This window comes from Oribacterium sp. oral taxon 102, assembly GCF_013394775.1.
Taxonomy (GTDB): Bacteria; Bacillota; Clostridia; order Lachnospirales; family Lachnospiraceae; genus Oribacterium.
In genome coordinates this window covers 459856-480384 of sequence record NZ_JABXYT010000001.1, presented here as the reverse complement: position 1 = coordinate 480384, position 20529 = coordinate 459856, and the positions used below count along the sequence as shown (strand labels likewise).

Below are 20529 nucleotides of genomic sequence, written 5' to 3'. Positions count from 1 at the left end.
GCTGGCTCTTGCGAGTTCGCGTTTTTGTTAATCTTTTATCAATGCAATTGCATTATACGCCATCGTTATTTTCATGTCAACATCTCGTCATTTTTTTATCAAGCTGTTTTTACAAAAGCACAATGTACCGGAGGGCTTTCCGCCGCCGCTGTTTTCCGCTATGCTAGAGCTGTCGGCGATACGGGCATCCCTGCAGCTCCCGTCCTGCCTTGTTTATATGTTTTATATGATTTTTATTTATATTGTTTATATTATTATATAGAAAGGAACCTACTATGCCTGATCTGAAGCAGCTCCCCGAACCCGGCCCGCACAGTCGGCGGCTTCGGGGCATCCTGTATATCCTCTGCGCCGCCTTCTTCTTTTCCCTGATGTCCTTCTTCGTAAAGCTTTCCGGAGATCTGCCCTTCTGGGAAAAAGCATTTTTCCGTAACTTCGTCGCAATCTTCGTCTCCCTCTATCTGCTCCGACGCTCCGGTCATAATCTCCGGGAGCTTCCGAGAAGCAGCCTCTCCGCTCTCTTCCTGCGCTGCCTCTTCGGCACAGCCGGGCTCTTCCTGAACTTCTATGCCATCGGGAAAATGTACATCGGGGACGCCAATATGCTGAATAAAATGGCTCCCTTCTTCTCCACCCTGATGTCTGTTTTCCTGCTGGGAGAAAAGCCGAGCCGGATCGACCTCCTGACACTGCTTGTCGCACTTCTCGGCGCTGCCTTCGTTGTGAAGCCGGGCTCCGGAATCGCGAGCCTTCCCGCTCTGCTTGCACTGCTCGGAGGCTTCTTCGCCGGCACTGCCTACACCTTCATCCGAAAGCTCGGAACGCACGGTGTTTACGGTCCGATCATCGTATTTGCCTTCTCGCTCTTCTCCGCCCTCTCCAGCATTCCGATGACGCTCCTGCATTTTGCACCAATGACGGCAGCCCAGCTTCTTTGCCTGCTGCTGGGCGGCTGTGCCGCCGCAGCCGCCCAGCTCGCTGTCACCGCCGCCTATACCTGTGCACCGGCAAGGGAAATCTCCGTCTTCGATTACACCCAGGTACTCTTCGCCTCCCTCCTCGGTCTCCTTTTCCTCGGCGAACGCCCCGACCGCTGCAGTCTGATCGGCTACCTGCTCATCATCGGAACTGCCGTCGCAAAGTGGGGATATGGAATGCGGAAAGAGAAAATGCGAAAGCAGGTCTGAATTTCAACGGAAATTCGCGAAAATTCACGGACACTTCCCAAAGAATGGAATTGACAGAGAGGAACTTTTCCGCTAGAATGAATAGGCTTTGCAGATTTTCTGCATCGGAACATTAAGCAGGGCATAGGCCCGGGCTACATTAAATACTGAAATCAGTCCTGGACTGGACCAGAGTAAGTAGCCTGCACACAGGAGGTTGTTATGAATTCATACGTAGCAAAGGCTTCTACTATCGACAGAAAATGGTATGTAGTAGACGCAGAAGGCAAGACGCTGGGACGCCTTGCATCAGAGATCGCTGCCGTTCTTCGCGGTAAGCGCAAGCCGACATTCACTCCGTTCCTTGATTGCGGGGATTATGTCATCGTTGTAAACGCAGAGAAGATTCACACTACCGGTAAGAAGCTGGAGCAGAAGCTTTACCGCACGCATTCGAAGTATGTCGGCTCCATGAAGGAGACCACGCTTCGCGACATGAAGGCAAACAAGCCGGAGCAGGTAATCGAGCTCGCAGTTAAGGGTATGCTTCCAAAGGGACCGCTCGGAAGACAGATGTATAAGAAGCTTTTCGTATACGCTGGACCGGAGCACAAGCATCAGGCACAGCAGCCGGCTGCGCTTACATTCTAAGGAGGGATATCTAAATGGCTACAAATAGAAATTACGGCACCGGAAGAAGAAAGAGCTCCGTAGCTAGAGTCTACATCATGCCGGGCACTGGCAAGGTCACCATCAACAAGAGAAGCATGGATGAGTACTTCGGACTCGAGACCCTGAAGACCATCGTGAAGCAGCCGCTCGTAGCTACCCAGACCGAGGGCAAGCTGGACATCCTCGTCAATGTAGGCGGCGGCGGATATACCGGACAGGCCGGCGCGATCCGTCACGGCATCGCCCGCGCTCTCTGCGAGATGGATCAGGAGTACAGACCGCTTCTGAAGAAGGCAGGCTTCCTGACCAGAGATCCGAGAATGAAGGAGAGAAAGAAGTACGGCTTGAAGGCCGCGCGCAGAGCGCCTCAGTTCTCGAAGCGTTAATCAGACCCAACAAGAGTCGAAAAACCTCGGAAATACGCCATTTCCGGGGTCTTTTCATGCCCGTGAATCTTTGATGGCTTTTGATGGCGAATCATGGATTTTGCCGGGAATTTAGTAGTTAATACTGAGACAATAGTTAATGAATGAGACAAAAAAATGAAAATGAGCGAGAGCAAGAAGTGTCCTTGTGCTCATTTTAGACCCAGATCACGTCTCGCAGATAATTTGTCTCAAGCTACCCAAATGACCTCATATTACGGAACAGGAACGTTTGACGGATTCTGACGGAACCCGACATTTCTAATCCGGTTTTATCCGTGTTTATGGCGCTCAGCAGAAAGCTCTTCCTGCCGGGCGTCTTTGTCTTCCCAGAAGAAAAGCCTCCATACATAGCCCGGTTGCTGTACGAAACGGTAGCCGGGCTTTTTTCATTTCTGCAGGCTCTGCAGAACCATCATGAAAAAGGAGGATTATTCGATGGAAAAAGAAACGATCGTGATTGACGGCGTGCGTTACTACGCTGACCGTCCTACAAGCTGCAGAGGCTGTTTCTTCTGGAAGAACCGAAAGGCAGGGTGCTCTCTCAAGAAGGAGAACTGTTACTACCTGGCCGAGTCTCCGAAAAAGAAATCGCCCTGTAATGGCTGCTGCTATGGCCCCTGCGTCAGCTTCTGCATGAAGAAATGCATGAACGAGGTCTTTAAGACGAAGATGGAGGTGCCAGTCAATGCGTGAGAATGGAGGATTGAACTTCTACAGAAACCTCATGAAGCACAAGGTGACAGTGGACCGGAACAAGACGGCTCCCAGATGCAGGAACTGCTGCTATTTCCATCCGGACTTCAAGTACCGCAGATGCCTGTTTGCCACATGTCCTTATGGGAAGACCGACAATGAGGTGTTCCGGCAGAAGCCGCTTCCGAAGGATAAGTTCCCATGCCGGGAGGTGGTGATATGAGTGCTTGACTATATTTATGACATGGAGGCTGAACAGTACTCATTTATCAGAGTTCCAAAGATCCTTCTGCAGCATGAGACCTACCAGAGGATTTCTTCAGAAGCAAAACTGCTGTACAGCCTTCTTCTGGATCGGGTCGGCATTTCACTTCGGAGTGGCTGGAAGGATAAGCAGGACCGCGTTTATATCATCTATCCGATCGCAGAGATCATGGAAGAGATGAATTGCGGCAAGAACAAGGCAGTGCAGCTTCTGGATGAGCTTGAGCAGAAGGCCGGTCTGATTGAAAGAAAGCGGCAGGGACTCGGAAAGCCCAACCTGATCTATGTGAAAAGCTTCTACCGGACTGTGGATAACTCTGGGGAAAGACACTTCTTGAAGTTTGAAAATAAAACTTCTGGAAGTCCGAAAACAAAACCTCCGGAAGTCTCGGAATCAAACTCAATTAATAATGATTCAAAAAAGACTTATAAGAATCATACTGATCTTTCTTTCCTTCCGGGAAGCGAAGCGAAGGGAATCGATGATTACGAGCGATACGAGGATTATTTTATGACAGAACTTGAGATCCCTATCCTGATTCAAAACTACCCGACAGAGAGAGAAACCCTGGAGGGTATACTGGATCTCCTGGTTGAGACCTGTTCATCAAAAAGGAAGTCTGTTCGAATCGCCGGAGACGATAAACCCTTAGAGGTGGTAAAGAGCAGGCTGATGAAGCTGAATTCCATGCACATTCAGTTTGTTCTGGACTGTTTGAAGGAGAATACCACCTATGTCCGGGATATGAAGCAATATCTGCTGACAACGCTGTTCAATGCCCCGGTAACGATTGACTCCTACTATCGGGCCAGGGTCAATCACGATTTCCCAGGCATCCATGCTTAAGGAGGTGACATTACCGATGGATGATGAAAAACAGATGGACCGGGTTCAGAAGATCCCGATCAGTGAATTGGTCCCATTTAAGGACCATCCTTTCAAGGTGGTTGAGGATGAATCCATGCTCAGGACCACGGAGAGCATTTCGATGTTTGGCGTTCTGACGCCGCTGATCGCACGGCCTGCCGAAGACGGTAAATATGAGATTATTTCAGGCCATCGGAGAGCTCATGCTGCTGCGGCTGTCGGCCTGACGGAGGTGCCGGTCATTGTCCGGGATATGGATGATGACATGGCCAGGATCCTTGTTGTGGACAGTAACCTGCAAAGAGAGAACATTCTCCCGTCTGAGCGTGCGTTCGCCTATAAGATGAAGGCGGATGCCATGAAGCATCAGGGAGAACGAACGGATTTGCAGAAAGAAGGAACTTCAGTGCAAGTTGCACCGAAGTTGACCACAGCCATTATTGGTGAGAAAGACGGCGTAAGCAAAGATACAGTAAAGCGCTTTATCCGTCTTACCAACCTGATCCCGGAGCTTCTGGAAATGCTCGATCAGAAAAAGATCTCCTTCAATCCTGCGGTGGAGCTTTCGTACCTGAGGCCGGAGGAACAGAGAAACCTGATCGAAGCTATGGATTTCACGCAGGCGGCCCCTTCCCTCTCCCAGGCGATGCGTCTAAAAAAGCTCAGCCAGGAAGGAGAATGCAGGCTGGATGACATGTGCGAGATCCTCGGTGAAATCAAAAAGGGTGATCTGGAACGGGTCGCTTTCAAGAGCGAACAGCTCCGAAAGTATTTTCCCAAGTCCTATACGCCCAGGCAGATGAGCGATGTGATTCTAAAACTGCTGGATCAGTGGCAGAAGAAACGTCAGCGGGACAAGGCACGATGACAACTGAATACGTACCCCCAAGGCAGCGTCTTTGATGAGAATCAGAGGCGCTTTTTATTTATCAAAAAACATTAAAAGGAGAAACGAACAAATGATGAACGAAGATTCCAAGAAAAGACTGAAGGCTATGGCGGAGGCCGTTGCAAAGCTTATGAAGGAGCAGGACGAGCAGAAAGCCCGTGAGACAGCAGAGGCTGAGGACGATGATATGGATCTGGCTGCCGATATGCTTATGGAGGCGGCAAATCTTATCGAAGATGCTGCCGATCTGCTTGTACAGGTCTCTTTTCTGTTGAGAGACAAAGACATCGAAGCTGATTCCTGCTTCCCGTGCTGTGTTGTGGAGGTGAACTGCGATGATGAACTTTGATGAATTCCTGGAAGCTACCAGAACCCGTGTTCAGGAGGAGCTTCCTGATACGCAGGTGAAGATCCAGCAGGTAAACAAGCTGCAGGGTGAATCCTATGTCGGTATCTCCGTACAGCCGGAAGGCGCAGTTGCAGCCGCCACGTTCAACATCGGCCCTGCTTTTGAGCGTTACCAGGCGGATCCGTCCCAGGAGAGCGCCATCCTCGATAAGATCGCCTCTGATGCAAGGCAGGTGTCTGCCGCCATCCCGGTCTTTGAGGTCAACAGCATCACGGACTACGAAAGCGCGAAGAGTCATCTCGTAATGCAGGTTGTCCCTGTGGAGCCCAACAAGGAGATGCTGGAGAATATCCCGCATAAGACCGTTGAGGACATCGCGGTCGTGTACCGAGTGGAGCTTCCTCATCCCGAAGACAGCTCCGCTACGACCCTGGTTACGAACCAGCTGCTGGATCAGTACGGCGTCACTTCGGAACAGCTCCATGCAGACGCGGTTGCCGCCCAGCTGGCCAACCATCCTCCGGTCCTTAAGAATATGTCTGAGATGATGGCTGAGATGTCCGGCGGCATGTTCGATATGCCGGAATCGCCCATGTGGGTGGCGACGGTTGAAGGCGGCATGAACGGTGCTTCCGTGACCCAGCTCCCGGATTTCCTTCAGGAGGCTGCGGACAGGCTTGGCGGTGACTACTTCGTCCTGCCTTCCTCTGTCCATGAGGTCCTCTTTATCCGCGATGACGGATCCTTTGAAAGGGACCAGCTGGAAAGTATGGTCCGGGGTGTGAACGCCACTGAAGTCAGCGAAGCGGATTTCCTCTCCGACAGTGTTTACCACTATGACAGTGATGATCACATCTTTGAGAAGGCTGTCACCTTTGAAAGCCGAGTGGCAGAATCTCCGGAACTCTATGGCGCAGAACCCACGAGGGACACCATGACCGTACTTCTGGTTGAACCTAATCAGCATCCTCGTCCTGTGGAGATCGGAACAGAGCTGGAGGATCTTCAGGCTGCTGTCGGCGGCTATATCGAGGTGGTGTATCCGTTTGATGAGCCGGTCGGACTGGTCATGAATGAGGAAGGAAAACTCGATGGTCTGACTCTGAACAGAGCCCTCCGTGATGATAACGGCGAGATCTACGATGTGGTAGCAGGCTCTTTCCTGGTGGTCGGCCTGACAGACGAGGACTTCGGTTCCCTTTCTCCGGATCAGATGAAGGCCTTTGAAGAGAAGTTCCATTCCCCGGAAGTCTTTGTCCGGATGGGCCGTGGGATCATGGCTGTCCCCCTCCCGGACGAGAAGGTCGAGAAACAGCAGGAAAAGAAGCTAGATGTCCCCGAGCTGAAGCCGCACAAGAAAGTGAAGGAGGAAGCCCTGTGATGAGATGGATCATCCCGATGCTGTGCTTCTTCGGAGGGGCCATGTTCGGCATGCTGACCATGGCCCTGATGGTGGCAAGCAGCCGGGAAGAAGGAAAAGAGGAGGTGATGACGGATGCAGGAGGAAGTCGAAAGCAGGACAGTGAATCTGGCGATCAGCACATCGAAGCTGAGCGCACGTACCATTGTCTCGGCAGTCAAGGCCTACCTGAATCACAGGAAGAATGTGAAAGTAAAGAAGGAGCATGAGGCAGAGATCCCCACGCATGGCAAGCAGACGGTCAAAGAACTGATCGGCCAGGGTCAGGGCGTCACCAATATCGACATTGCCAAAACGGACCTCCGGGGCTTTGAAAAAGTAGCCAGGAAGTACGGTCTCGACTATGCGATTCGGAAGGACTCCTCCGTGGAACCGCCTCACTATCTGGTATTCTTCAAAGCAAAGGATGCGGATGCGATGACCGCCGCTTTCAATGAGTATTCTCAGAGAGTTCTGAGGAAGGAGGAACGTCCGAGTGTCCTTGAACAGCTCCGTAAGATCAAGGCAGCTATCCTGGCTCTGCCTGGAAGAGTCATCAACCGTGACAGACAAAGGGAGCAGACACGATGAATACGAAGAAGCTGAAAAAGATCATCATCAAAGCTCTGCCGTATGTGCTGGTGGGCCTCGTCTGTACCAATCTGGGCGAGGCCTGGCGGCTGGCCGAAGGCGCTGATGCCAGTAAGAAGCTGCTGTCGTTCTTCAGCACTCTGGGAACGGCTTTCGGAAATCCTCTCCCGAGTTTCCATCCAGCAGATCTTCTGGTCGGTGTCATCTGCGGTGGTGCTCTGTACCTTGCTGTCTATATCCGTCATAAGAATGCCAAGCACTTCAAGCACAACCAGGAATACGGTTCCGCCCGATGGGTTGCATAATATTAACTGAACAGGAGTGATATATAGACATGGAAAAAGGAGGATAACGCCATGATAGAATATGCAACCAAAATCACTGCGCTATACTCCCGCCTTTCAGTTGGTGATGAGGACAGGGACGGTGGCGAAAGCAACAGTATTGTAAATCAAAAGGCATTTTTAGAGAGATATGCAAGACAGAACAAATTGATGAACATTCGCCACTATATTGATGATGATGAAAGCGGCAGGTTCTTTGACCGTTCCGCCTATACACAGATGATAAGTGATGTAGAAAGCGGAAAAATCGGCATTGTCATTATGAAAGATATGACAAGGTGGGGACGAGATTATCTTCAAGTAGGAAACGCTATGGAAATATTTAGAAGAAATAATGTACGGTTTATTGCCATCAATAACGGTATCGACAGTAAAGACCAAAATACATTGGAATTTGCCCCATTTATCAATATCATGTCAGAGTGGTATGCAAGAGACATCAGCAAGAAAGTAACAACAGGCATTAAGACCAAAGGAGCAAGCGGAAAGCCAGTTGCAACAGAAGCCCCCTACGGCTATATAAAAGACCCTGATAACAAAGATTTTTGGATAGTCGATAAAGAAGCTGCCGAAGTCGTAAAACTCATTTTTAGACTGTTTATGGATGGAAAAAACAGAAATCAGATAGCCGTTTACTTGAAAGAGAAAGAAATACTAACCCCAACCTTTTATATGAAACAGCAAGACAGAGGAACGGCGAAAAACAGAAAGCTGAATGAAGAAAACCGTTATAACTGGAACAAAGCAACCCTAACACACATACTGAAAAGGCAGGAGTATTGTGGCGATGTAGTCAACTTCAAGACCGAAAAGCATTACAAAGACAAACGAAACCACTATGTAGATAAAGATAAGTGGCAGGTAATCAAAAATGTGCATGAGCCAATCATAGATCGAGCTACTTATGAAAATGTACAACGGATATTAAAAAACGCACCTGTAAAAAGACCAAACGGAGATGGAGAAATCCACGCTTTATCCGGACTGATGTACTGTAAAGATTGCGGTACAAAAATGCACATCCGTACCATACACAAAAGCGGAAAAGTGCAACATGTAACCTATTGCAGCGAATATGCCAAAGGAAAATCCAAACACCCGAAATGCCATTCTCCCCACCGTATTGATGTCGATGATGTGATGGAAAATCTCACAGAGGTTTTGCGAAAGATAGCACAGTATTCATTGGCAAATAAAGAAGAATTTGAAGCACTGGTAAAAAGCAGTCTTGCCAAAGAACAGACGGAAGAAATCAAAAAACAGAAAAAACGTATACCACAAATCACAGACAGAATGGAACAGATAGAAAGAGTTATGAATAAGCTGTATGAGGATAATGCACTGGGAAATATTGAGCCGAAGCGTTATGAGCAATTATCGGGGAAATATGCAGAAGAATATTACAGCTTAAAAGCAGAACAGGAGCAAATAGAGGAACGCTTATCCGAATTTGAAAACGCCAACCAAAGAGCAAAGAACTTTATCAAACTGGCAGAAAGCTACTCAGATTTTGAAGAACTTACCCCCACCGCCATCAATGAATTTATCAGTAAAATTGTAGTACATGAACGAGATGTCAAAAGAGCAAAATATGCCGTTCAGCGTATTGAAGTCTATTTCAATTATATCGGAAAATTTGAAAATGAACTTACAAAAGAGATAGAGCCGACAGAACAAGAAATGATACAGATGAGGGAAGAAATCGAAGAAGCCAAGAAAGAAAAAACAAGAGCATATCACAGGGCATATTCCAAAGAATACCGATCTAAAAATATTGAAAAATTCAGAGAGTATGAACGGATAAAAGCACGAGAATACAGGGCAAGAAAGAAGCTACAAGCGGTAACCTAAAATTAAATATCAATCAAAATGAAAAGAGGTTTCCTAGATTACAGGAAATCTTTTTTTGTGCAAGTAAAAAGGAGGAATTGAATGACAGAAAAACAAGAAGCACAGACTAAAGGTGAACGAGTCATGTCCCGAAAACCTGATGGCATTTTAATAAAAAAGATTAGAGGAAAGACCTTTGTAAGCGAGATATATTTTGATAAAGAGAGCAAGGATACCTTTCAAGATAAGCTGTTAAAGATAGTGCAAGCGGAACGGAAAGAATAAAGGAAAAAGATAATTTTTGTATCTATCTTTTCTATTATTTTTCTGTATGTCTTGATGAATTCCTGAGGGCAAGTAGGAAATCTGACAGTGGAAAAAAGCCATTGAAAATGGTATAATATTTTCAGATGATTTATAGAAAAAATTTGAAATTGTGAAGGTAAATAATAATGTTGAGATTAAAGCCTTATAATATAAACGATGCAGATATAATTCTTTCTTGGATTAAAGATGAAATAGATTTTTATAAATGGTCAGCAGGTGTTTTGGGCAAATATCCGATAACAAAAGAGAAGTTTGGGTTTGTTAATAATCTAATGGCTTTTACAGCTATTGAAGATGATAAGATAGTAGGTTTTTTTACAATGAGAAGACCTTCAAAAAGCTTTGATGAGTTGAGGTTTGGTTTTGTAATTATTGCCCCTTCAAAGCGTGGCAAAGGATATGGCAAGAAAATGCTTCAGTTAGGCTTAAAGTTTGCATTTGAAATTTATGGTACAAAAAAGGTTTCATTAAGTGTTTTTGAAAACAATGAATCTGCATATTTCTGTTACAAGGCAGTTGGTTTTGATGATGTAATTTTTGATAAGACAGAAACATATTATATTTTGGGAGAAGAATGGAAATGCAAAGAATTGATGATTGAAAATCAGTAAATCCCAGTTTTTATCTAACTTAAACAACTAAATACAAGCTGTAACATAGCAGTTCACAAAACAGTAAATCAAATCGGTTTACTGTTTTTTATTGCTCAAAATTAGAAAGAAAGGACAGGAAAAATGAAAAATATAGATGAAAAAATTTTAATGGCAGAAGAAGAAATCAAGCAGTTACAAAATAAAAGAAAAAAGCTCATCAGTCAGCAGAAACAGGAAGAGAGAAAAAAGAGGGATAGACGGCTTTATGAAAAAGGAGGAGTCTTTGAAAGTATATTTATCGAAAGCAAGGATTTTACCAAAGATGAATTCTATCAGCTAATCACATTCCCAAACATCAAAGAAGCAGTCAATCAAAAAATCCTAAAAATTATTGAGAAGCGAGAACAAAGCGAAAATCAAAATACAGAAAACCAAGAGGAAGAAACAGACACAGAGGAATAGTCCCTTGTTTACAAGGGCGCACTTATACACCCTAAAGGGTGTGTGCGTTCTCCGAAGGCTCTTGCAGAGAGCATATCAGCTAACGCTGATACAGGGGAGCTACACTCCCCTACGGAAATAAATTTCCTACCCCTTGTGTACTTCCCAAAAGAAATCGGATAAAAAGCTATCCGATTTTTTTAGGAAGTCTTATTCATCGCCACACCAAAGTATCAGAGAAACGAAAGGAGGTGTTCCCTTATGGCGATATATCATCTCAGTATCAAAATTATCTCAAGAGGCAAAGGCAAGAGTGCAGTTGCAGCTTCCGCCTATCGAAGTGGCGAAAAGATAAAAAATGAATATGACGGCATAGTCCACGACTTTACAAGAAAAGGTGGAATAGCCCATACTGAAATTCTATTACCACAAAATGCACCACAGGAATTTGCAAACCGTTCTGTCTTATGGAACAGTGTCGAGAAAATAGAAAAAAGTAAAAACTCACAGCTTGCAAGAGAAATAGAAATTGCATTGCCTAAAGAATTAGACAGGGAAAAACAGATTGAACTTGTAAGGAACTATGTGAAAGAAAATTTTGTAGATGTCGGTATGTGTGCAGACATTGCTATACACGATAAAAATGACGGAAACCCACACGCACATATCCTACTTACCATGCGACCGTTAAATGAAGATAAAACATGGGGAGCAAAATCAAAAAAGGAATATATCTTTGATAAAAATGGCGAGAAAATAAAACTTAAAAATGGAAATTACAAAACAAGAAAAATAGATACAGTAGATTGGAATGAGCAAGAAAAAGCAGAAGAGTGGCGAAAAGCATGGGCAGATATTACAAATAAATATTTGGAAGAAAACAGCATACAAGACAAAGTAGACCATCGTTCCTATCAAAGACAGGATATAGAGCAAATACCGACCATTCATTTAGGAGTATCAGCAAGTCAAATGGAAAAGAAAGGCATAGCCACTGATAGAGGAAATATCAACCGAGAAATCAAACATCAAAACAAGATACTAAAAGAAATTGCAAGAAGAATAAAAGCTTTGCTGAATTGGATAAGAGGAATAGGAAAAGAAGAAAAAGCAGAAACTGATAATCTCAAATCCACTCTCCCACCCAAAGAAAATTTGCTATCCGTTTTTGAAAATCTTATCCGTAAAAATGCAGATAACCATAATACAGATTTAGAACAATACATCGAAAGCTATCAATTCTTAAAAGAGAAAAATATCACTTCCGTATCTGAACTGAAAGAAAGTATAGTTATTTTAAGAGATAAGAACTATAAGACCACAAGAGCTATAAAAGATACCGAAAAGAAAATAGATGATAGAGTACAACTTATCGACCATGCCGAAAAATATTTGAAGCATAAAGATACCTATACAGCCTATACCAAGCTAAAGAAAAACAAACAAGATACTTTCTACAATGAACATACAGCAGAGATTATTTTATTTGAAAGTGCCAAAAAATATCTGAAAGAGCATTTAGGAGAAAACAAGACCCTAAATATATCCAAATGGAAATCAGAAATAGGTACTTTGAGGAAAGAAAAAGATACTCTATATTCTCAAATGATAGATATACGAAAAAAGGTTGAACAAGCTGAAAGTGTTAGAAGCTGTATAGATAAATTACTGCAAGAAAAGAGAGGATTAACACAGGTAAAGAAGCAAGAGTTAGGGTTGTAAAACTTAGTAAAATATAAATCTAACAATAATAATATTGGGTGAAATAAATTTAATTTTAGCGAGACGGAAGAATGAACTTTGACTATTTTTATAACAGTGAATAAGAGAGATAAGTAGTACTACCATGATTTGGAAAAATATTTAATAATATGACAACATATGTCAAGTTATTGTGGTATAATAATTATAGGAGATGTTAAAACGATGAAAGATAATAGGCTATTTAGGATACTATATTATATTTTAGAAAAGGGAAAAGTTACGGCAAGTGAACTTGCAGATAAATTTGAGGTGTCAGTCAGGACAATATATCGAGATATTGACTCTATCAGCAGTGCAGGTATTCCCATCTATGCGTTGCAAGGAAAGGGTGGTGGAATAGAAATTGCTGAAGATTTTGTGCTTAGTAAATCACTACTGTCTGAAAACGAGAAACAACAGATTATGTCAGCCCTTCAAGGATTGGATAATACCGCAATACAGCATGAGAATGAGCTTTTAACAAAACTGTCCGCACTCTTTAAAATGAAAAATACCAGTTGGATAGAAGTTGATTTTAATAATTGGCAAAACAATAAGATGTATGAAAAAACATTTAATGATATTAAGTCCGCAATTTTAAGTAAGAACATTGTTTCATTCACATATTTTAGCAGTAATGAAAAAGAAACAAGCAGGAGAGTTAAGCCTGTGAGATTACTTTTCAAGAGTCAGGATTGGTATCTATATGCTTTCTGTTTACTTAGAAATGATTTTAGATATTTCAAATTGTCCCGGATAAAGAATTTAGACATCCATACTGAAAAATTTAATGACAGCTTTGAAGATACAATACTCAAAAAAGAAATGCCATACGAGAATACAGTGCATATAAAAGTCAAGTTTGATCGTAAAGTTGCCTTCAGGGTATATGATGAGTTAAACGGAGAAATTATAGAAGATAGTGACGGAAATTTATATACTGAAATAGAAGTTCCAAATGATTACAACTTATACAATTATATTTTTTCTTTCGGAGATGGAGCAGAAGTATTAGAGCCAAAAGAGATACGAATGCAGATTAAAGAAATGATAAATAAAATGGCAGAAAAATATATAACTTGACAAATGGTGTCAAGTATATTGAGGTATAATTATCTTAAATAAAGATAAGGAGGAATAAACAATGGATATGAAGTATTGTCAGTGTTGTGCTATGCCTATGGGAGAGGGAACAGAGCTTTATGGTACAAATTCAGATGAGAGTGTAAATGAAGATTATTGTAAGTACTGCTTTGAGAAAGGCGAATTTACTTTTAAAGGAACAATGGAGGAAATGATTGAGATATGTGTTCCTCATGTAGTCGAAGCTAATAAAGATATGAATGAAGATAGTGCAAGAAAAATGATGATGGAGTTTTTCCCCACTCTAAAAAGATGGAAGGAGTAAAATGTTATGCCAAGACCAACGACAAAAAGTGATTTGATGACTGCTGCTAAGGAAAACTATGAAAAGTTAAATTTACTTATTTCAAAGATGACAGAGGAAGAGTTAAACACACCGTTTGATTTTTCAAAAGATGAAAAGAAAAAAGAAGCTCATTGGAAAAGAGATAAAAACTTAAGAGATGTTTTAATCCATCTCTATGAATGGCATCAGCTTATTTTGAATTGGGTACATTCCAATCAAAAGGGAGAAGAAAAAATGTTTTTGCCTGAACCATATAACTGGAAAACTTATGGAGATATGAATGTAGAATTTTGGAAGAAACATCAAAATACTTCTCTTGAAGACGCTACGGATATGTTTCATAAATCCCATAGTGATGTATTAGCATTAGCTGAAAAATTTACAAGTGAAGAATTGTTTTCTAAAGGTGTCTATAAGTGGACAGTAGGTAGTACGCTTGGTTCCTATTTTGTAAGTACAACATCAAGTCATTATGATTGGGCTATGAAAAAGTTAAAAGCTCATCAGAAAAATTGTAAATCAAAATAGCCGGAATAGGATAGTAAAGTGCATTTTACAAAAGTAAAAGGAATACTATCTTCAAAGAATGGAATGAATTTGTTCAGAGGCTGTACTCATGGCTGCATTTATTGCGACTCAAGAAGTAAATGTTATCAAATGAACCATAAATTTGAAGATGTAGAAGTAAAGGAAAATGGAATCAGTCTTTTGGAAGAGAGCCTAAAACGAAAGCGAAAAAAATGTATGATTGGTTTAGGCTCTATGACTGATCCATACATTAAAGAGGAACTTGGACTAAATTATACAAGACAGGCACTTGAGATAATAAATAAATTTGGCTTCGGTGTAACTCTTATAACAAAGTCAGCTAATGTTTTAAGGGATTTAGACTTGTTGAAAGAAATAAATTCAAAAGCAAAATGCGTAATTCAAATGACACTAACAACTTATGATGAAGAACTTTGTAAAAAGATAGAGCCAAATGTTTCAACAACAAAAGAAAGGGTTGAAGCATTAAAAATATTGCGTGATGAGGGAATACCAACAGTAGTTTGGTTAACTCCGATACTGCCATTTATCAACGATACGGAGGGAAACATTATTGGTATTTTAAATTATTGCAAGGAAGCAAAAGTGTTTGGAATAATATGCTTTGGTATGGGAGTTACACTCAGAGAGGGAAATAGAGAGTATTTTTATTCGCAGTTAGATAAAAAGTTTCCAAAGCTGAAAGAACGATACATCAGAGAATACGGAAACAATTATGTAGCAAACAGCGTAAACAATAAAAAACTAATGGGTGTATTTCACGAATTCTGTGAGCGGAACGGTATCGTTCATGATAATGAAGCAATATTTAACTATTTGGGACTATTTGAGGGAAAGGACATCTCAAAGCAGCTTAGTTTTTTTGATGAAGTTTGACTAACGGAATTAAATATCTATGATTATGAGGCGATAGAAAAATAAAAATCTATCGTCTTTTTCTTTGCTTAAAATTAAAAAGAAAAGCGTCAATAAATCAAAAAAGGTACTTGACAAAACGCTTACTGGGGTACTCACGCTGATATCGAGCCCTTCATGGATCCCAAGTTTGAGAACAACGTGATCCTGACGGCAACAGAACGACTGACCATGAGCAACCGTCCAAAGAATCCGGCAACAGCGAGGAACAAGAACGTCCTGATTGTCGGCGGATCCGGCTCCGGCAAGACCCGATTTTGGCTGAAGCCGAACCTCCTTCAGATGCACAGTTCCTATGTAGTGACGGATCCGAAAGGATTAACCTTTTAGGGACAGAGAAAATAACAAAAACTTGGAAAGGAGGTAATTCTCATGTCAAATACGAAAAGAACAGGACAAACAGCCCTTTATGAGCGTTTAAGTCGAGATGATGAAATGCAAGGAGAAAGCAATTCCATCACCAATCAAAAGCAACTACTTGAAAGCTATGCCAAAAGAAACGGCTTTGTAAATATCTATCACTATACCGATGATGGAGTAAGCGGAACAACCTTTGATAGAGAGGGATTTCAAAAAATGATAAAAGCAGTAGAAGAAAACAAAGTATCTACTGTGATAGTAAAAGATATGAGTAGGTTTGGCAGAGACTACCTCAAAGTAGGTTTTTACACCGAAATACTTTTCAAAGAAAAGGGAGTAAGGTTTATCGCCATCAATAACGGAATAGACAGTGAAAAACAAGCAGAAAGCGACTTTACCCCATTTCTAAATATCATGAACGAATGGTATGCAAGAGATACATCAAGAAAAATACAATCTATCTTCAGGGCAAGAATGGAAGAGGGGAAAAGAGTATCTCCAAGCGTACCATACGGCTATTACAGAAACCCAAAGAACAAACAGGAGCTACTTGTCGATAAAGAGAGTGCAAAGGTCGTAAAACGCATTTACAGGCTTGTAATAGAGGGATATGGAGTAACACAGATAGCAGATATACTAACCAAAGACAAAGTCCTTATCCCATCAGCCTATGCAGAAACCCATTATCCCGAAAATAACCATAGCTCAAAGAAAAGAGGAATAGAAGACCCATATTTTTGGACACCGACCACAGTAGGTTATATCTTAGAAAAAAGAGAATATATGGGGCATACTGTATTAGGAAAGACAATTAGTTTAGACTATAAAACCAAAAAAAGAAGAAAGGCAAAAGAAAATGAACTCATTATCTTCAAAAATACCCACGAAGCCATCATTGACGAAGAAACATGGAATAACGCCCAAAGGTTAAGAAAAACAGTGAGAAGAAGTCCAAAGTATGGTACAACCTCACACCCATTCACAGGGCTTTTAATCTGTTCCGACTGTGGAGGAAAGCTAAGCTATAGAGAGCCGGCAGAACATAAAGAAAAGAAGTACGATTGCGATTATTGTTTTGTATGTCAACATTACAGACACAGAAAAAGCTCTTGCAGTATGCACTACATCAAAGTAAAAACAGTAAATGAAATTCTCCTAAAATCAATCAAAGAAATCACAGACTTTGCAAAAGAAGAAAAGCAAGAGTTTCTAAAAGTGATGAACAAGTTATCCGACGAAAAAAGAGAAGAAAAGTATCAAGAGGATAAAGAAAAGTTAGAAAAACTGTCATCAAGAAATGCAGAGCTAACAACACTCATTACAAAGCTGTATGAAGACCACGCACTTGGTAAAATTCCTGTAAAACATTTTGACAGATTATTTAATACCTATGATATGGAGCAACAAGACTTAGAAAAGCAAATACAGTATTTTGAACAAGAAATAGAAAGCTATCATCAGAGAAAAGTTGATACCGATAAATTCTTAAAGATGATAGAAAAATATACAGATATTGAAAAACTTACAGTACCAATGATAAATGAGTATATAGAAAAAGTTGTAGTCTACGAAGCGACAGGAGGAAGACAAGGCAAATATAGAAAACAACAAGTTGATGTGTACTTTAACTTTATAGGTAACTGTCAAGTGCCACAGAAAGTAGATATAGAAAAAATGGCTTAAAAGTGGTATAATGTTACAAATATTGAGTGAAGTAAATTAGAATTTGTACACAGGATGGATTAGACTAATGAATATACATGAATTTGGAAAAGGTAATGAACAAGCAATTCTGCTGATACATCCTTCTGTTGTAAGATGGGATTATTTTGAACATTTAATTCCGCTTCTCAAAAACAAATATCATCTGATTATTCCGGCTCTTCCCGGATATGATTCTGAGGATGAAAGTGACTTTACAAGCATTGAGAAGATCGCTGCCGAATTGAATGAGTGGCTTCAGGCTGAAGAGATTGCCGAATTGTATGCAGTATATGGGTGCTCGATGGGCGGCTCCGTTGCTTTAATGGTAACGCTTGGACAACTTATTCCAATCAGACACTGCATTATGGACGGAGGCATTACACCATATCAGCTACCATGGCTTGTCACACGCTTTATCGCCTTGAGAGACTATCTCATGATGATGCTGGGCAGGACAGGTGGAGTGCGCTTGCTTGAGAAGGCTTTTGCTACCGATGAATATTCGAAGGAAGATCTTCAATATGTTGCAGATGTTTTGAAGTGCTCCAGTAGAAAAACGTTATGGAGAACTTTTGACTCATGCAACAACTATAAGATTCCACAGCCCATTCCGAAGGTCGATACGCAAATGCATTACTGGTATGCCGATGGCGAAGAAAAGGAGCGAAAACTTGATATCGCCTACATGAATCAGCATTTTCCGCAAACAGAATTCAAGGTTTTGCCTAAACTGGGGCATGCAGGTCTTGTTTTATTGAAACCGGATTTATTTGTGACAATGATAAACGAATTGTTTTGAGACAGACAAATTCCAGTTTGTCGAAATGAAATAATTAAATAGAAACAATAGTATAGCAGCTTACGAAACAGTAAATCAAATCGGTTTACTGTTTTTTCTTTGCTCAAAACATAAAGAAAGGAAAACAGAAGATGAAAAACATAGACGAAAAAATTTTAATGACAGAAGAAGAAATCAAGCAGTTACAAAACAAAAGGAAAAAACTTATCAGTCAGCAGAAACAGAAGGAACGAAAAAAGAGAGATAGACGGCTTTATGAAAAAGGAGCAGTCTTTGAAAGTATCTTTACTGAAAGCAAGGACTTCACCAAAGATGAATTTTATCAGCTAATCACATATCCAAATCTCAAAGAAATAGTCAATCAAAAAATCAAGAAAATCATAGACAGCAGAGAAGAAAGTAAAAATCAAAATACAGAAAATCGAGAGGAAAGAATGGAAACAGAGGAATAGTCCCTTGTTTACAAGGGCGCACTTATACACCCTAAAGGGTGTGTGCGTTCTCCGAAGGCTCTTGCAGAGAGCATATCAGCTAAAGCTGATACAGGGGAGCTACACTCCCCTACGGAAATAAATTTCCTACCCCTTGTGTACTTACCAAAAGAAATCGGATAAAAACAATCCGATTTTTTTAGTAAGTCTTTATCATCGCCACCTTGCCCACATCAAAAAGAGAGGAGGTTTTTTCTTATGGCGATATATCATCTTTGCATAAAGATTATCTCAAGAGGTAAAGGCAAAAGTGCAGTAGCAGCTTCCGCTTATCGAAGTGGCGAAAAGATAAAAAACGAATATGACGGCATAGTCCACGACTTTACAAGAAAAGGCGGAATAGCCCATACAGAAATCCTATTGCCTCAAAATGCACCACAGGAATTTTCAGGCAGAGGAACATTATGGAATAGCGTAGAGAAAATCGAAAAGAGTAAAAACTCACAGCTTGCAAGAGAAATTGAAGTTGCCTTACCCAAAGAATTAGACAGGGAAAAACAGATTGAGCTTGTAAGAGAGTATGTAAAAGAAAATTTTGTGAAAGTTGGTATGTGTGCCGACATTGCCCTACATGATAAAAATGACGGAAACCCACATGCACATATTCTATTAACTATGCGACCGCTAAACGAAGATACAACATGGGGAGCAAAATCAAAAAAGGAATATATACTTGATGAAAACGGAGAGAAAGTAAAACTTAAAAATGGCAACTACAAAACAAGAAAAATCAATACAGTGGACTGGAACGAACAAGACAAAGCAGAGCATTGGCGAAAAGCATGGGCAGATATTACAAATAAATATCTTGAAGAAAATAGCATACAGGAAAAAGTGGATCACCGTTCCTATGAAAGACAGGGCATAGAACAAATACCGACCATTCATTTAGGCGTATCAGCCACCCAAATGGAAAAGAAAGGCATAACTACCGACAGGGGAAATATCAACCGAGAAATCAAACATCAGAATAAGATATTAAAAGAGATTGCAAGAAGAATAAAAGCCTTACTAAATTGGATAAGAGGAATAGGAAAAGAAGAAAAGGCAGAAACTGATAATCTCAAATCTACCCTCCCATTCAAAGAAAATTTGCTATCCGTTTTTGAAAATCTTATCCGTAAAAATGCAGATAACCATAATACAGATTTAGAACAATACATCGAAAGCTATCAATTCTTAAAAGAGAAAAATATCATTTCCGTATCTGAACTGAAAGAAAACATAGTTACTTTAAGAGATAAGAACTACAAGACCACAAGAGCTATTAAAGATACCGAAAAGCGGATTGACAATAAAGTACAACTTATCGACCACGCCGAAAAATATTTGAAGCATAAAGATACCTATACAGCTTATACCAAGCTAAAGAAAAACAAACAAGATACTTTCTACAATGAGCATACCGCAGAGATTATTTTGTTTGAAAGTGCCAAGAAATATCTGAAAGAACATTTAGGAGAAAGCAAGACCTTAAATATATCCAAATGGAAATCGGAAGTTGCCAATATGAAGAAAGAGAAAAATAGCCTATACAATCAAATATTAGAGATACGAGAGGAAGTAGAACAGGCTGAAAAAGTTAAGACTTGTATTGAACAGTTACAGGAACATTCAAAGCAACTAACACAGGTAAAACGGAACGAGTTAGACCTATAAAATCAAGCGAAAAAATGGTATAATAT

At 41.2% G+C, this 20529-nt stretch carries 24 protein-coding genes and 2 pseudogenes; all 26 read left to right on the top strand.

Annotation, left to right across the window (positions count from 1 at the left end):
• The first annotated feature begins 275 nt into the window (after positions 1 to 275).
• The 26 genes and pseudogenes from HW273_RS02210 to mobQ (HW273_RS02090) all read left to right on the top strand — a co-directional run bounded on the left by HW273_RS02210 (position 276) and on the right by mobQ (HW273_RS02090) (position 20503).
• Positions 276 to 1187, top strand: a complete 912-nt coding sequence (locus HW273_RS02210; protein WP_179010234.1) for a DMT family transporter — start codon at positions 276 to 278, stop codon at positions 1185 to 1187.
• 201 nt (positions 1188 to 1388) lie between these two features.
• Positions 1389 to 1817, top strand: a complete 429-nt coding sequence (rplM, locus tag HW273_RS02205) for a 50S ribosomal protein L13 (RefSeq protein WP_179010233.1) — start codon at positions 1389 to 1391, stop codon at positions 1815 to 1817.
• A gap of 14 nt (positions 1818 to 1831) precedes the next feature.
• Positions 1832 to 2224: a 30S ribosomal protein S9 gene (gene rpsI / locus HW273_RS02200; RefSeq protein WP_179010232.1), complete on the top strand. Its 393-nt coding sequence runs from the start codon at positions 1832 to 1834 to the stop codon at positions 2222 to 2224.
• Positions 2225 to 2701: 477 nt separating this feature from the next.
• Entirely contained in the window at positions 2702 to 2959 is a 258-nt protein-coding gene (locus tag HW273_RS02195) for a hypothetical protein (RefSeq protein WP_179010231.1), read from the top strand.
• Positions 2952 to 3182 (top strand): hypothetical protein, encoded by a 231-nt coding sequence (locus HW273_RS02190; protein WP_179010230.1) that lies wholly within the window; start codon positions 2952 to 2954, stop codon positions 3180 to 3182. The genes HW273_RS02195 and HW273_RS02190 overlap by 8 nt, the downstream gene beginning before the upstream one ends.
• Positions 3183 to 4070 (top strand): DUF6017 domain-containing protein, encoded by an 888-nt coding sequence (locus HW273_RS02185; protein WP_330603887.1) that lies wholly within the window; start codon positions 3183 to 3185, stop codon positions 4068 to 4070.
• Between the two features lie 16 nt (positions 4071 to 4086).
• Positions 4087 to 4959, top strand: a complete 873-nt coding sequence (locus HW273_RS02180) for a ParB/RepB/Spo0J family partition protein (protein ID WP_243206720.1) — start codon at positions 4087 to 4089, stop codon at positions 4957 to 4959.
• A gap of 91 nt (positions 4960 to 5050) precedes the next feature.
• Entirely contained in the window at positions 5051 to 5329 is a 279-nt protein-coding gene (locus tag HW273_RS02175; protein WP_179010228.1) for a hypothetical protein, read from the top strand.
• Complete coding sequence (locus HW273_RS11465; protein ID WP_243206719.1) at positions 5316 to 6710, top strand: DUF5688 family protein; 1395 nt, start codon at positions 5316 to 5318, stop codon at positions 6708 to 6710. Before HW273_RS02175 ends, HW273_RS11465 begins: the two co-directional genes overlap by 14 nt.
• A complete protein-coding gene (locus tag HW273_RS11460; RefSeq protein WP_243206862.1) occupies positions 6710 to 6958 on the top strand; it encodes a hypothetical protein in 249 nt (82 codons plus the stop codon). The genes HW273_RS11465 and HW273_RS11460 overlap by 1 nt, the downstream gene beginning before the upstream one ends.
• Positions 6852 to 7319, top strand: a complete 468-nt coding sequence (locus HW273_RS02165) for a PcfB family protein (protein ID WP_334298217.1) — start codon at positions 6852 to 6854, stop codon at positions 7317 to 7319. The genes HW273_RS11460 and HW273_RS02165 overlap by 107 nt, the downstream gene beginning before the upstream one ends.
• Positions 7316 to 7615, top strand: a pseudogene (locus tag HW273_RS02160) (VirD4-like conjugal transfer protein, CD1115 family); the annotation flags it as partial. The gene HW273_RS02165 and the pseudogene HW273_RS02160, both read left to right, overlap by 4 nt.
• Before the next feature lie 60 nt (positions 7616 to 7675).
• Positions 7676 to 9514 carry a recombinase family protein gene (locus HW273_RS02155; protein ID WP_179010225.1) on the top strand — a complete coding sequence of 613 codons (1839 nt, stop codon included), beginning with the start codon at positions 7676 to 7678 and terminating at the stop codon, positions 9512 to 9514.
• Positions 9515 to 9595: 81 nt separating this feature from the next.
• Entirely contained in the window at positions 9596 to 9778 is a 183-nt protein-coding gene (locus HW273_RS02150; RefSeq protein ID WP_243206718.1) for a transposon-encoded TnpW family protein, read from the top strand.
• A 167-nt stretch (positions 9779 to 9945) separates the two neighbouring features.
• On the top strand, positions 9946 to 10431 hold the full coding sequence (locus HW273_RS02145) for a GNAT family N-acetyltransferase (protein ID WP_005541782.1): 486 nt from the start codon (positions 9946 to 9948) through the stop codon (positions 10429 to 10431).
• A 123-nt stretch (positions 10432 to 10554) separates the two neighbouring features.
• Entirely contained in the window at positions 10555 to 10875 is a 321-nt protein-coding gene (locus tag HW273_RS02140; protein WP_179010224.1) for a DUF3847 domain-containing protein, read from the top strand.
• A 240-nt stretch (positions 10876 to 11115) separates the two neighbouring features.
• Entirely contained in the window at positions 11116 to 12576 is a 1461-nt protein-coding gene (mobQ, locus tag HW273_RS02135; protein ID WP_179010223.1) for a MobQ family relaxase, read from the top strand.
• 204 nt (positions 12577 to 12780) lie between these two features.
• Positions 12781 to 13680: a helix-turn-helix transcriptional regulator gene (locus HW273_RS02130; RefSeq protein ID WP_179010222.1), complete on the top strand. Its 900-nt coding sequence runs from the start codon at positions 12781 to 12783 to the stop codon at positions 13678 to 13680.
• A 61-nt stretch (positions 13681 to 13741) separates the two neighbouring features.
• The gene (locus HW273_RS02125) at positions 13742 to 14005 is read left to right on the top strand and encodes a zinc ribbon domain-containing protein (RefSeq protein WP_026624082.1); all 264 of its coding nucleotides are present in this window, start codon (positions 13742 to 13744) and stop codon (positions 14003 to 14005) included.
• 6 nt (positions 14006 to 14011) lie between these two features.
• Complete coding sequence (locus HW273_RS02120) at positions 14012 to 14554, top strand: ClbS/DfsB family four-helix bundle protein (protein WP_026624081.1); 543 nt, start codon at positions 14012 to 14014, stop codon at positions 14552 to 14554.
• 18 nt (positions 14555 to 14572) lie between these two features.
• Positions 14573 to 15451, top strand: a complete 879-nt coding sequence (locus HW273_RS02115; RefSeq protein WP_026624080.1) for an SPL family radical SAM protein — start codon at positions 14573 to 14575, stop codon at positions 15449 to 15451.
• Positions 15452 to 15568: 117 nt separating this feature from the next.
• Positions 15569 to 16327: pseudogene (locus tag HW273_RS11825) on the top strand (recombinase family protein); the annotation flags it as partial.
• Positions 16325 to 17533 (top strand): DUF4368 domain-containing protein, encoded by a 1209-nt coding sequence (locus HW273_RS02105; protein WP_442950857.1) that lies wholly within the window; start codon positions 16325 to 16327, stop codon positions 17531 to 17533. The pseudogene HW273_RS11825 and the gene HW273_RS02105, both read left to right, overlap by 3 nt.
• Before the next feature lie 67 nt (positions 17534 to 17600).
• Positions 17601 to 18353 carry an alpha/beta fold hydrolase gene (locus HW273_RS02100; RefSeq protein WP_023353701.1) on the top strand — a complete coding sequence of 251 codons (753 nt, stop codon included), beginning with the start codon at positions 17601 to 17603 and terminating at the stop codon, positions 18351 to 18353.
• Between the two features lie 131 nt (positions 18354 to 18484).
• Entirely contained in the window at positions 18485 to 18805 is a 321-nt protein-coding gene (locus HW273_RS02095; protein WP_036379254.1) for a DUF3847 domain-containing protein, read from the top strand.
• 237 nt (positions 18806 to 19042) lie between these two features.
• Complete coding sequence (gene mobQ, locus HW273_RS02090; protein ID WP_179010220.1) at positions 19043 to 20503, top strand: MobQ family relaxase; 1461 nt, start codon at positions 19043 to 19045, stop codon at positions 20501 to 20503.
• Positions 20504 to 20529: the final 26 nt, after the last annotated feature.